Annotated in this window: 10 protein-coding genes and 1 pseudogene; 3 read left to right on the forward strand and 8 right to left on the reverse strand. The window is 68.9% G+C overall.

The features are described 5' to 3' along the window. Positions 1 to 720 precede the first annotated feature (720 nt). Positions 721 to 1,767 (reverse strand): annotated as a pseudogene (locus RS82_RS22020) (Hsp70 family protein); the annotation flags it as partial. A 296-nt stretch (positions 1,768 to 2,063) separates the two neighbouring features. Between RS82_RS22020 and groES the strand changes: the two are divergent. Together groES and rarD are read left to right on the forward strand one after the other, a co-directional pair. Next, positions 2,064 to 2,360 carry a co-chaperone GroES gene (gene groES, locus RS82_RS03870; RefSeq protein ID WP_045275440.1) on the forward strand — a complete coding sequence of 99 codons (297 nt, stop codon included), beginning with the start codon at positions 2,064 to 2,066 and terminating at the stop codon, positions 2,358 to 2,360. A gap of 383 nt (positions 2,361 to 2,743) precedes the next feature. Further along, positions 2,744 to 3,658, forward strand: a complete 915-nt coding sequence (gene rarD, locus RS82_RS03875; protein WP_045297166.1) for an EamA family transporter RarD — start codon at positions 2,744 to 2,746, stop codon at positions 3,656 to 3,658. Between the two features lie 3 nt (positions 3,659 to 3,661). Here rarD and RS82_RS03880 read toward each other — a convergent pair whose 3' ends face one another. The 3 genes from RS82_RS03880 to RS82_RS03890 are packed head-to-tail and all read right to left on the reverse strand — an operon-like array spanning position 3,662 to position 6,503. Continuing rightward, positions 3,662 to 3,991: a metal-sensitive transcriptional regulator gene (locus tag RS82_RS03880; RefSeq protein WP_045297055.1), complete on the reverse strand. Its 330-nt coding sequence runs from the start codon at positions 3,989 to 3,991 to the stop codon at positions 3,662 to 3,664. A gap of 11 nt (positions 3,992 to 4,002) precedes the next feature. Further along, positions 4,003 to 6,297, reverse strand: a complete 2,295-nt coding sequence (locus RS82_RS03885) for a heavy metal translocating P-type ATPase (RefSeq protein ID WP_045297057.1) — start codon at positions 6,295 to 6,297, stop codon at positions 4,003 to 4,005. Further along, entirely contained in the window at positions 6,294 to 6,503 is a 210-nt protein-coding gene (locus RS82_RS03890) for a heavy-metal-associated domain-containing protein (RefSeq protein WP_045297059.1), read from the reverse strand. The genes RS82_RS03885 and RS82_RS03890 overlap by 4 nt, the downstream gene beginning before the upstream one ends. Positions 6,504 to 6,811: 308 nt before the next feature. On the opposite strand from RS82_RS03890, the gene RS82_RS03895 reads away from it, so the two are divergent. After that, positions 6,812 to 8,092 carry an ABC transporter substrate-binding protein gene (locus RS82_RS03895; RefSeq protein ID WP_045297061.1) on the forward strand — a complete coding sequence of 427 codons (1,281 nt, stop codon included), beginning with the start codon at positions 6,812 to 6,814 and terminating at the stop codon, positions 8,090 to 8,092. Between the two features lie 258 nt (positions 8,093 to 8,350). Here the strand turns inward: RS82_RS03895 and RS82_RS03900 are convergent, their stop codons facing one another. The 4 genes from RS82_RS03900 to RS82_RS03915 form a co-directional block, all read right to left on the reverse strand. Continuing rightward, positions 8,351 to 9,088: an ABC transporter ATP-binding protein gene (locus RS82_RS03900; RefSeq protein ID WP_045297167.1), complete on the reverse strand. Its 738-nt coding sequence runs from the start codon at positions 9,086 to 9,088 to the stop codon at positions 8,351 to 8,353. A gap of 71 nt (positions 9,089 to 9,159) precedes the next feature. Then, positions 9,160 to 10,137 (reverse strand): ABC transporter ATP-binding protein, encoded by a 978-nt coding sequence (locus RS82_RS03905; protein ID WP_396653170.1) that lies wholly within the window; start codon positions 10,135 to 10,137, stop codon positions 9,160 to 9,162. A gap of 31 nt (positions 10,138 to 10,168) precedes the next feature. Then, positions 10,169 to 11,176, reverse strand: coding sequence for a branched-chain amino acid ABC transporter permease (locus RS82_RS03910; protein WP_045297062.1), 1,008 nt, complete (start codon positions 11,174 to 11,176; stop codon positions 10,169 to 10,171). Between the two features lie 2 nt (positions 11,177 to 11,178). Then, a complete protein-coding gene (locus RS82_RS03915) occupies positions 11,179 to 12,462 on the reverse strand; it encodes a branched-chain amino acid ABC transporter permease (protein ID WP_084695452.1) in 1,284 nt (427 codons plus the stop codon). Between the last annotated feature and the right edge of the window lie 53 nt (positions 12,463 to 12,515).

Here is a 12,515-nt window from a genome sequence, read left to right on the forward strand (position 1 = left end):
CGCGTACAACGTGGCCGCGATCCCGTTGGCGGCGCTGGGCCTGTTGAACCCTATGATCGCCGGAGCGGCGATGGCGTTCTCGAGCGGATCCGTGGTGGGATCCGCCGCCGGATCGGTCTGCGGGTCCGTCGCCGTGTCGCTCCCCGTCTGTGTCGAGGGCTTGGACGGCGTGCCGGTCGAATCCGTCTTCGGCGACGCCGACTCCGGTGCCGCGGTCTCCGCCCGGCGAGCCTCGGTCGCCCGCTCCGCCACGCGAAGCCGCGGGTTGGGTGTCACGCTGGGCGGCGGCGCAGCCTTCTTGTCGGGCGGGACGGGAGTCGCTGTCGGGGGAGCGGGCCCCGATTCGGCCGCCGCGGCCGGCGCTTCGCCGAGGGCCACGCCCAGCCACTCGCCGAATGACGCCGTCTGCGCCTCGTCGGCCGGGAGCGTGCCGTTGCCGAGCCCGGTGGCGCTGGCCAGCACGATGCCGCTCGCGAGCACGATCGACCCGCCGGCCAGAGCCGCCGCGGTAGGCACACGCCGGATCCAACGCCGGCGGCCGGCGCGGGTGCGCTCGTCCGGGAACCCGGATGCCGCGACTTCCGCGTCGGTGGCCGGTGAGAGGCCGAGGGCATCGGCCGGCGCGGTGACCGCGGCAGCAGCCACTCCCGCGCCGAACACCGCCGCAGTCCCGGCGGGCGCACGGTGAGCGTGCCCGCCGGCGACGATGCGGGCGGCGCCGAGCGCCACGATGGCTTTGGGATCGGCATCCACCGCGATCGGGGCATCGAGGCGGTCCGACAGCAGCTGCGCGACGCGCGGGATGCGCGAGGAGCCGCCGGTGAGCAGGATCGCGTCCAGGCGCGCGCCGATGTCGTTGGTCTCGAGCAGCGAATGCAGCACGTCGATGGTGCGCTCGATCCCCGGTTCGATGAGAGCCTCGAACTCGGCTCGCGTGATGCGCACGGTCGTTCCCGCGCCACCCAGGAAGACCGGGATGGCGGCCTCGGAGTCGAACGAGAGCGCCTCCTTTGCTTCGACGCACTCGCGTCGCAGCGCCGCGAGCGCGACGCGCGCCTCGGGATCGGCAGCGAGGTCCGCCGTCGAGAGGCCGGCGGCGGCGATCGTATGGCGCACCACGAGATCGTCGAAGTCCGCGCCCCCGAAGTCGGGGATGCCCGCCGGCGATCCGATGATCTGCAGCGTGCCGTCCGGCGCGGCGCCCACCAGCGCCGCATCGAAGGTGCCGCCGCCCAGGTCGTACACCGCCAGCACGCGGTCGCCGTCGAGCGCGGACGTGGCGTGGTAGTGCCACGCCGCCGCGACCGGCTCGGCGACGAGCGTCACCGGGCACGACACCTCGGCGGCCAGGGCGGCCACGACGAGGCTGCGGCGGTAGTCGCCCCACGTCACCGGGACGGTGGCGACGATCGCGTCGGGGTGGCGCCCTTCGCGTTCGGCGACGGCCTCGACCACCCACGCCACCATGCCTGCGAACAGCTCTTCGGTCGCGAGCCGGCGGCCGGCGACCACCACCGGCACGTCGTCGCCGATCCGGCGCTTGAACTCGCGCACGAGCCGTTCGGGCTGTGCGAGCCCGCGTCTCTCAGCAGCCTCGCCGTACAGCAGGGTGTCGTCGGCGACGAACACCGCCGTCGGCGCGCTGTCCGCTTGTCGCCCCAGCGCGAACCGCGCCGTCTCGACGTTTCCTTCTGCATCTGTCATCGCTGTGGATGCGGCAGTCCTACTGGTGCCGATGTCCACAGCGAGCGTGAAACTCTTCGTCATCGCCCGAAAATCCCCAGGTTCAGGACACAACCCCCGATGACGTCAGGTCTACCACCAAGACTCACGTTTTGCGAGAGGGGGTTGCGTTCCGTGGCCATGTCTCCAGGAGCCGCCGGGTGGGCGGGCTGATACATCGGGGTCGGATCTGTCCGGTCGCGCTCGGGCTCAGGCGGAGCGTGCATGACATGCATTGGCACTCACGTTGCATGAGTGCCAGCCGGTTGCCTAGACTGACGTAAGCACTCTCAACGTCAGAGTGCTAACGAGTCTTAGTCTCAAGAAAGAAGAGGTAGACCGTGTCGGTTTCCATCAAGCCGCTCGAGGACCGCATCGTCATCAAGCAGGTCGAGGCCGAGCAGACCACGTCCAGCGGTCTGGTCATCCCCGACACCGCCAAGGAGAAGCCCCAGGAGGGCGAGGTCGTGGCGGTGGGCCCGGGTCGTATCGACGACAACGGCAACCGCATCCCGCTCGACGTCGCCGTCGGCGACCGCGTGATCTACAGCAAGTACGGCGGGACCGAGGTCAAGTTCGGCGGCGACGAGTTCCTCGTCCTGTCGGCTCGCGACGTCCTCGCGGTCGTCGTTCGCTGAGTTCTCGCGCACCACGCGCACCCCGAAAGGGTCGGATGCTTCGGCATCCGGCTCTTTCGTCGTCTGCGTGCACGACACGATGTGCTCCGCGGTCACGAAGGGTGGGAGCCGATGGCCCGCAACGCACCAGAAGTGACTGCGGAGCAGCGAGGCGATGCGAGGGGAGGGGAGGAGCGGGTCGTCCGACGGTGGCAGGAATGACACCACGGATGACGGAGAACGGATGCTGGGACCCTTCGGCTGCGGAGCGCGCCCCGGTGGGCCGGGCGTAGGCTGACGCAGTGAGTCACGAGCAGTCTTCGCTTCCCGGTCGCGACGTGGTGGACGGGCTCGACGATTCGACGGCGCTCGACCTGGGCGTCACCACCGGCACCCGCAGGGTCGTGTCCGACACCGTCGAAGCCCGGGAACGCCGGCTCGGCGGGGTCTTCACGTTCTCCGCGTACCTGCTGTGGGGCTTCCTCCCGCTGTACTTCCTGCTCCTGGCGCCCACCGGTCCGTGGGAGATCGTGGCGTGGCGCATCCTGCTGTCGCTCGTCTTCTGCGCGCTGCTGCTCACGGTGACCCGCACGTGGCCGCGGCTTGCGGCGATCTTCCGGCAGCCGAGGGTGCTCGGCCTCACCGTGATCGCGGGCTTGCTGATCTACGTCAACTGGCAGGTGTTCATCTACGGGGCCTTGAACGGCCACGTGATCGAGACCAGCCTGGGCTACTTCATCAACCCGATCGCGACGGTGCTGCTCGCCGTGCTCGTGCTGCGCGAGCGCCTGCGGCCGACGCAGTGGGTCGCCATCGGCATCGCGGCGGCGGCGGTCGCCGTGATCGTGATCGGGTATGGCGCCTTCCCGTGGATCGCGCTCACGCTCGCGGCATCCTTCGGCGTCTACGGCCTCGTGAAGAAGAAGGTCGGGCCGTCGGTCGACGCCGTGAGCGGCCTGACTCTCGAGACGCTGTGGCTCACCCCGATCGCGGTGGTGGTGCTCGTGATCGTCGGCGCGACCGAGGGGCTCACGATGGGGGCGGACGGCTGGCAGCACACCGTGCTGCTCAGCCTGACGGGTGTCATCACCGCGGTGCCGCTGCTGCTCTTCGCCGCGGGCGCGCGCCGCGTCTCGCTCACGACCATCGGGCTGCTGCAGTTCGTCGCGCCGGTCCTGCAGTTCCTCGTGGGCTGGCTCCTGCTCGGCGAGCCGATGCCCCTCGAGCGCTGGATCGGCTTCGGTCTCGTGTGGGTGGCGCTCGTCGTCCTCACGGTCGATTCGCTGATCCACGCCCGCCGCAGCCGCGTCGCGGCCTAGCGCTCAGCGCACCAGGCGGGCGATGGCCTGCGTGGCCTCGGTGATCTTCGCGTCGGCCTCGGCGCCGCCCAGGCGCGCGGCATCCACCACGCAGTGGCGCAGGTGGTCATCCAGCAGACCCACGGCGACGGCTTCCAGCGCGGAGGTCAGCGCGCTGATCTGCGTGAGGATGTCGATGCAGTACTTCTCGTCCTCGACCATCTTGTGGATGCCGCGCGCCTGCCCCTCGATGCGCTTGAGGCGATTGAGGTACTTGTCCTTGTCGGTGATGTAGCCGTGGTGGGAGTGCTCGGAGGAGTCGGAGTGCGCGTGCTCGAGGGTGGTGTCGGTCATGTCGGGCTCCTTCAACGGTGAGCGGTCGAGAGGCTGCGGAAGCGGCGCAGGCGCAGGCTGTTGCCCACCACGAAGACGCTCGAGAACGCCATCGCCGCTCCGGCGATCATAGGGTTCAACAGGCCCAGCGCCGCCAACGGGATCGCGGCCACGTTGTACGCGAAGGCCCAGAACAGGTTGACCTTGATCGTGCCGAGGGTGGCCCGCGAGAGGCGGATCGCGTCGGAAGCGCTGCGCAGATCGCCGCGGACCAGGGTGATGTCGGAGGCCTCGATCGCAGCATCCGTCCCGGTTCCCATCGCGAGGCCGAGGTCGGCCTGCGCGAGGGCGGCGGCGTCGTTCACGCCGTCGCCGACCATCGCGACGGCGCGGCCCTCGCCCTGGAGCTCGGTGACGACGGCGACCTTGTCCTGCGGGAGCACTTCGGCGATCACGCGCTCGATGCCGACCTCGTCGGCGACGGCCTGTGCCACGGCGGCGTTGTCGCCGGTGAGGAGCACCGGCACGAGGCCGAGGGCCTTGAGCTGCCTCACCGCCTCGCGGCTGGTGGGCTTGACCTGGTCGGCGACGACGAGGAGGCCGTGCACCGCGCCGTCCCACGCGGCGAGCACCGGGGTTCGGCCGAGCGCCTCGGCCGCGGCTTTCGCGACGGCGAGGTCGTCGGGGAGGGTCAGCGCCCAGTCGGCGACCAGGGCGTCGCGGCCGACGAGCACCGCGTGCCCCTCGACGACGCCCGTGACGCCCTTGCCGGGAACGTTCTGGAACGACTCGACGTGGGGGAGGTCTCCGGCCTCGGCGGTCGCGGCACGGGCGATCGCCTGCGCGATGGGGTGCTCGGAGGCGTGCTCCAGGGCACCCGCGAGACGCAGCAGCTCGGCGCGGGCCGCGGACGCCTGGTTCGTGTGCGGGTCGGCGGATCCGGTGATCACGACGTCGATGAGCGACATGCGTCCGGTGGTGACGGTGCCGGTCTTGTCGAGCACGACCGTGTCGACCGTGCGCGTGGACTCGAGCACCTCGGGACCCTTGATGAGGATGCCGAGCTGCGCGCCGCGGCCGGTGCCGACGAGCAGCGCGGTGGGGGTCGCGAGCCCCAGCGCGCACGGGCAGGCGATGATGAGCACGGCGACGGCCGCGGTGAAGGCCATGGAAGCCGGGGCGCCGATGAGGAGCCAGGCCACCAGCGTGCCGAGGGAGATCAGCAGCACGATCGGGACGAACACGCCGGAGATGCGATCGGCCAGGCGCTGCACCTGGGCCTTGCCCGACTGGGCGTCCTCGACGAGCCGCGCCATCTGCGCGAGCTGAGTGTCCTCGCCCACGCGCGTCGCGCGCACCACGAGACGGCCGCCCGCGTTGACGGTGGCGCCGACGACCGCATCGCCGGGGGAGACCTCCACGGGGACCGATTCGCCCGTCACCATCGAGGCGTCGACGGCGGAGGTCCCGGAGGTCACGACGCCGTCGGTGGCGATCTTCTCGCCGGGCCGCACGACGAACTCCTCGCCGACGCGGAGGTCGGCGACCGGCACGCGCACCTCGGCGGCACCGTCGCCCGAGGGGCGCAGGACGGCGACGTCCTTCGCGCCGATCTCGAGCAGGGCCCTCAGCGCAGCTCCCGCGCGGCGCTTCGACCGCTGCTCGAAGTACCGGCCCGCGAGCACGAACGTCGTGACGCCGGAGGCGACTTCGAGGTAGATGTCGCCCGCGCCGCCCTGCGGGGTGGCCGACCACTCGAAGGTGTGCGTCATCCCCGGCATGCCCGCGTGCCCGAAGAACAGCGCGTACAGCGACCACAGGAACGCCGCAGAGACGCCGAGCGAGATCAGCGTGTCCATCGTGGCCGCACCGTGGCGCAGGTTGATCCAGGCGGCGCGGTGGAACGGCCACGCGCCCCACACGACCACCGGCGCCGCGAGCGCCAGCGACGCCCACTGCCAGTAGGTGAACTGCAGCGCCGGGATCATCGCCAGGAGGATCACCGGCGCCGACAGCACGATCGATCCGATGAGCCGTTGCCGCAGGCTGGTGAGCTCGGGGTCTGCGGCCTCTTCAGCGGAGAGCTCGGTCGCCGGCGGTGCGGGCAGCGCAGCCGTGTACCCGGTCTTCTCGACCTCCTGGATGAGCGCCTGCGGGTCGAGTTCTGCGGGAGCGGTGACGAACGCCTTCTCGGTGGCGTAGTTGACGGATGCCTCGACCCCGTCGATCCGGTTCAGCCGCTTCTCGATCCGCGCGGCGCACGACGCGCACGTCATCCCGCCGATCTCGAGTTCGAACCGGGCGGCAGGGATCGAGGGCTCGCTCATGCGCGGACGGCGCTGTAGCCGGCCTCGTCGACGGCCGCGATGACGGCGTCGTCAGCGAGCTCGGCGGCGGAGACGATCTTCAGCGTGCCGGCGGCCGCGCTCACCTGGACGTCCTGGACGCCCTCGAGCTTGGACACCTCGCCGCGCACGGACGCCTCGCAGTGCCCGCAGCTCATTCCCGTCACCGTGTACTCGGCCTCAGCCATGATTTCTCCTCTGGGTCATGGGGGATACCCCTCAGGGGTACCCGCTCGGTCCAGTGTATACCCGCAAGGGGTATGGGAGGCCGGCGCCGGCAGCGGAATCGGTTCCGGCGGTGCGCGCGAACGGGCCTGCGAGTTATCCACAGCGGAGGGACCCGGAGAGCGTCTGGAATTACGGTCCGATCACGGTTTTCAAGCTGTTACAGATCGTTAACGAAAGGCAACATTGGCGACGCTTGACGACGATTAGGTTTAGTGCACTGGGTCGGCGCCCGAGCCGTTCCCGTTGTAATCGCACAGCAAGGAGCAACATGAGCGTCTTCACCCGCTCGCGCACGACCACCGTCCTCGGTGGCATCGCGCTCATCGGCGCCAGCGCCCTCGTCCTCGCCGGTTGTTCCGGCGGCGGCGGTGGGAGCAGCGAGACCACTCCGCCCACGGAGGAGCGCGACCTCACCCTGAAGATCGGCACGATCCTGCCCCAGACGGGAACGCTCGCATTCCTCGGCCCGCCCGAGGAGGCCGGCGTCGGCCTGGCGGCCGCCGACATCAATGACGCCGCCAAGGGCGTCACGATCCCCGACATCGTCTGGGGCGACTCCGGCGACACCGACAACAAGGCGTATGCCACCACCATCCAGAAGCTGATCTCCGAGAAGGTCTCGGCTGCGATCGGCGCCGCGTCCTCGGGTGTGACGAAGCTCTTCCTCGACGACGCGGTCGCGGCCGGAATCATCACGTTCTCCCCGGCGAACACGTCGCTGGACTTCACCACGTGGGACGACAACAACCTCTACTGGCGCACGGCTCCGGCCGACACGCTCCAGGGCGAGGTCCTCGGCAACCTCGTCGCCGAGGACGGTCACGAGAACGTCGCAGTCCTGTACCAGAACGACTCGTACGGCACGGGCCTCAACAAGGTGTTCCAGGACACCTTCACGAGTTCGGGCGGCGAGATCGTCGCCGAGCAGTCCTACAACACCGGTGACACGAACTTCGACGCGCAGATCTCCGCGATCCTCGCCTCCAACCCCGACGCCATCGCGCTGATCACGTTCGACGAGATCTACACGATCGGCCCGGCGCTCATCGCCGCGGGCTACCCCGCCGAGGACCTGTACCTCGTCGACGGCAACCTGAAGAACTTCGGTTCGGACGAGAAGTGGCCGGCCGGAGTGAGCATGGAGGGGGCGAAGGGCACGACCCCCGCGGGTCCCGCTCCCGACACCGACTTCCAGGGACGCCTCAACGAGTGGTGGACCGGCGAGGGCAACCCCGAGCTGACCGACTTCTCGTACGCCAACGAGGCGTACGACGCCGTCGTGCTGCTCGCGCTCGCGTCGCTGGCCGCGAACTCCACCGATCCGGCCGACATCGCCGGCAAGCTGCAGGAAGTCTCGGGCGGCTCGGGTGACGGAGAGAAGTGCGACACCTTCGCCGACTGCGCCGACATCATCCTCGGCGGCGGCGTAGCGGACTACGACGGCTTCTCCGGTCCGATCACGTTCGATGAGAACGGCGACCCGACCGAGGCCACCATCGGTGTCTTCCAGTACGGTGCCGACAACCTCTACACCCGCATCGACCTGTAAACCAGACCGACGCAACAGGGCCCCGGAGCGATCCGGGGCCCTGTTGCTTGCTCGGCCTGTGCTCTGCCTTCGCGGCGCCGGCCAGGCGTGCTCCGTACGCGGTGTCACAAGCAGGACGCCCGCACACGTATGGAGGACGGCCGCAGCGATGAAGCAGTTATGAGGAGAACGCGCGCTCGGACAGCGCGTGCACAGATAAGAGGAGGGGACCGGATGCCGCAGCATCCGGTCCCCTCCTTCTCTATGTGGTGTGTCAGGTCAGACCCCGTCGGCGCCGAGGCTGCCCAGGTACAGGCCGATGACCTTGGGGTCGCTGAGCAGCTCGCGGCCGGTGCCCTCGTACGCGTCGCGGCCCTGGTCGAGGACGTAGCCGCGGTCGCAGATCTGCAGACAGCGGCGGGCGTTCTGCTCGACCATGATCGTGGTCACGCCGGCCTTGTTGATGTCGGAGACGCGGATGAAGGCGTCGTCCTGACGGACGGGCGATAGACCGGCCGAGGGCTCGTCGAGGAGCAGGACGGACGGGTTCATCATGAGCGCGCGCGACATCGCGACCATCTGGCGCTCTCCGCCCGACAGCGAACCGGCGCGCTGCTTGAGTCGCTTGCCGAGCTCGGCGAAGATCCCCGTGACGAAGTCGAGCCGCTCGGCGTAGGCCTTGGGGCGCTGGTAGAGCCCCATCTGCAGGTTCTCCTCGATCGTGAGCGAGGGGAACACGTTGTTCGTCTGCGGCACGAATCCGACCCCGCGCTGCACGAGCTTGTCGGACTTGAGCCCGACGACGTTCGTGCCGTCGACCGTGATCTCGCCGCCACGGACCTTGACCATGCCGAAGATCGACTTCAGCAGCGTCGACTTTCCGGCGCCGTTGGGTCCGATGATGCCGATCAGCTCGCCCTTGCGGGCGACGAGGTTGGCGCCGTTGATGATGTTGATTCCGGGCAGGTACCCCGCGGTGAGGTCCTTGACCTCCACGACGACCGTCCCGGTCTTCATGCCCTCCACGCGAGCCGCCCCGGGATCGGGGATGGCAGATCCCGGAGTGCGGGGGTTCGTCGAGGCGTCGCTCACTTCTTCTCCTCCTCAGCCTCGGCGATCGAGGCCTCTTCGGCCTCTTTGATCTCCTCGAGCAGCTCCTCCGCGGACGCGTCGAGTTCGCCGGCCACGCGTCCGGTCACGACGCCGAGGTCGACGTCCTGGTGGCTGCCGAGGTAGGCGTCGATCACCGCCGGGTCCTGCATGACGGTGTCGGGTGGGCCTTCGGCCACGACCTTGCCCTCGGCCATGACGACGACCCAGTCGGCGATGTGCCGGACCATGTGCATGTCGTGCTCGACGAAGAGCACGGTCATGCCGAGGTCCTTGAGGTCGAGGATGTGGTCGAGCAGCGACTCGGTGAGCGCCGGGTTGACGCCGGCCATGGGCTCGTCGAGCATCACCAGCGTCGGGTCGCTCATGAGGGCGCGAGCCATCTCGAGGAGCTTGCGCTGGCCGCCCGAGAGGGAGGCCGCATAGTCATCGGACTTGGCGTCGAGCTTGAACCGCGTGAGCAGGTCCATCGCCTTGTCTTCGATGTCGTTGTCCTGTTTGCGCCACATGGCCGGGACGATGCTCGCCCACAGGCTCTCGCCGCGCTGGCCGGTGGCCCCGAGCTTCATGTTCTCGAGCACGGTGAGCAGCGACAGCGCCTTGGTCAGCTGGAAGGTGCGGACCTGACCCATGCGGGCGACCTTGAACGACGGGATGCCCGAGAGATTCTGCCCGTCGAAGCTCCACGTTCCGCTGTTGGGCTTGTCGAAGCCGCACAGCAGGTTGAAGAGCGTCGTCTTGCCGGCACCGTTCGGGCCGATGAGGGCTGTGATCGCGTTCCGGGGGACCTCGAGGTGCTCGACGTCCACGGCGGTCAGACCGCCGAAGCGGCGGGTGACGTTGTCGATCACGAGGATCGGGTCGTTCTTGGCGACGCCGGGGACGCCTTCGCCCTTCGCGAGACCGGTGGTCTTCGGGCGACGGATGCTGCCGGTCGCGGTCGTGACGGGGACCACCGGCTCGTCAGTGGGCGGGTTGCTGGGCGGGTTACTTGACAAAGGTCAGCTCCCTCTTGTTTCCGAAGATGCCCTGCGGGCGGAAGATGACGATCAGCATGAGCGCGACGCCCACGAGGATGAACCGGAGGGTCGCGGCCTGCTGCGCGGTCAGCAGCGACAGGATCGGGATGTCGGACTGCGCAAGCACGGGGAGCACGTTGTCGAGGAAGCCCATGATCACCCAGAAGATGACCGAGCCGACGACCGGACCGAACACGGTGGCCGCGCCGCCGAGCAGCAGGATCGTCCAGATGAAGAACGTGAGGCTCGTCGTGTACGTCGCCGGGACGACCGCTGAGGGCAGTGCGAAAACCACGCCGCCGAGCGCTCCGAAGACGCCACCGATCATGAGCGCCTGCATCTTGTAGGAGAAGACGTTCTTGCCCAGGGAGCGGACGGCGTCCTCGTCCTCGCGGATGCCCTTGAGCACGCGACCCCACGGGCTGCGCATGATCGCCCACACGAGGTACACGGCGATCGCGAGCAGGATGATGCCGAACACGCGCACCCAGAGCTGGTCGGCGGTCCACTGCCACGGTCCGAAGCCATAGATGATGGGCTCGCCGTCCGCGCCGGTCTTCGGGAACGGATTCGCCCCGCGGAAACCGGCATGGTAGCCGCCGAGCCCGTCGGCGGAGTTCGTCCACTCGTCGAACAGCTGGGTCGTGAGCAGCAGGCGCACGATCTCAGCAGCGGCGATCGTCACGATGGCGAGGTAGTCGGCTCGAAGGCGCAGCGTCGGGATACCCAGGATGAGCGCGAAGATCACAGCGGCGACGCAGCCGACGAGGATGCCCGCCCACCAGGGCCAACCGAAGCTCAGGATCGAGATCGCATACCCGTAGGCGCCGAGGGCCATGAAGCCGGCCATACCGAAGTTCAGCAGGCCACCGAATCCGAACTGGACGGCGAGGCCGGTTGCCGCGAGTGCATAGGCGATGGTCTCCGGGCTGAAGACCCAGTAGGCGGTGTTGTTGAAGATCTGTCCCCAGTCCATGACTAACCGAGCCTCTCTTTCCGGCCCAAGATGCCCTGGGGTCTCACCAGCAGGATGATGATCAGCACGGCGAGCGCGCCGACGTACTTCATGTCCGGCGGAATCCACAGTGTCGAGATCTCGACCAGGATGCCGACGATGAGCGAGCCGATGAGGGCGCCGAACGCGGTGCCGAGTCCGCCGAGCGTCACCGCGGCGAAGATCAGCAGCAGCACCTGCACTCCCATGTCCCACTTGACGCCGGGGCGGAAGTAGGCCCACAACACGCCGGCGATCGCGGCGAGCGCCGCGGCCAGGATCCACACGATCCGGATCACCCGGTCGACGTTGATGCCGGAGGCGGCGGCGAGACCCGGGTTGTCGCTGATCGCACGTGTCGCCTTGCCGATGCGGGTGCGCAGCAGCCAGTACGCCACGGCGACGAGGAGCACGATGCTGATCGCCATCGACGTGACGTCGATCCACGACAGCTTGATCGGCCCGATGACGATGTCGCGCGGCGCTCCCGCGCCGGGCAGCTGGTAGGTGCCTCCGCCGATGAAGAACTGGAAGACGTATCTGCCGGCCAGCGAGAGGCCGATGCTCACGATCATGAGCTGCACGAGCCCGAGGCCCCGGCGCCGCAGTGGCCGCCAGAGTCCGGTGTCGAGGGCCCAGCCGAGGACCGCGCCCAGCACGATGACGATCGGGATCGTGATGTACATCGGCACCTTGAGCCACACGCCGAAGATCAGCGCCATGACGGCGCCGTACGTCAGCATCTCGCCGTGGGCGAAGTTGCTGAGGCCCGTCGTGCCGAAGATGAGCGAGACGCCGACGGCCGCGAGCGCGAGCAGCAGGCCGAAGTTGATGCCGTTCATGAGTCGCTCGATGAGCTGGTCCCAGAACGACGTGGTGACGCGTTCGCCCTCGCCGAGGAAGAGGTTGACGATCTTCGACCCGGTGAGGCCGAAGCTCACGTCGAACGACGCCGTCGTCCCCTGCTTGGGCTGGATGCCCTCCGGCAGCTGCGCCGGGTCGACGATCACGCCCTCGGGCAGCGTGTCCTCGTCGACGGTGAGGACGTACTCCTCCTTCTCCGGCACGTACAGACGCCATTTGCCCTCGGCATCCGTCACGGTCTCGGCCTTGAAGCCGTTGCCTTCGATCGACATCGTGACGCCCTCGACGGGCTGGTCGTCGTACTTGATCACGCCGCCGAAGTAGAAGTCGGTCTGCTCCTGGTCGCCGCCGGGGGTGTCGGGGGCGTCTGCGCGCGCACCGGTGGGTGCGGACAGGAACACCATTCCCGCGGCCAAGAGCAGGCCGAAGATCACGAGGATCCAGCGGCGGCTGCTGA

Origin of the sequence: Microbacterium trichothecenolyticum (assembly GCF_000956465.1) — a bacterium.
Classification (GTDB): Bacteria; Actinomycetota; Actinomycetes; order Actinomycetales; family Microbacteriaceae; genus Microbacterium; species Microbacterium trichothecenolyticum.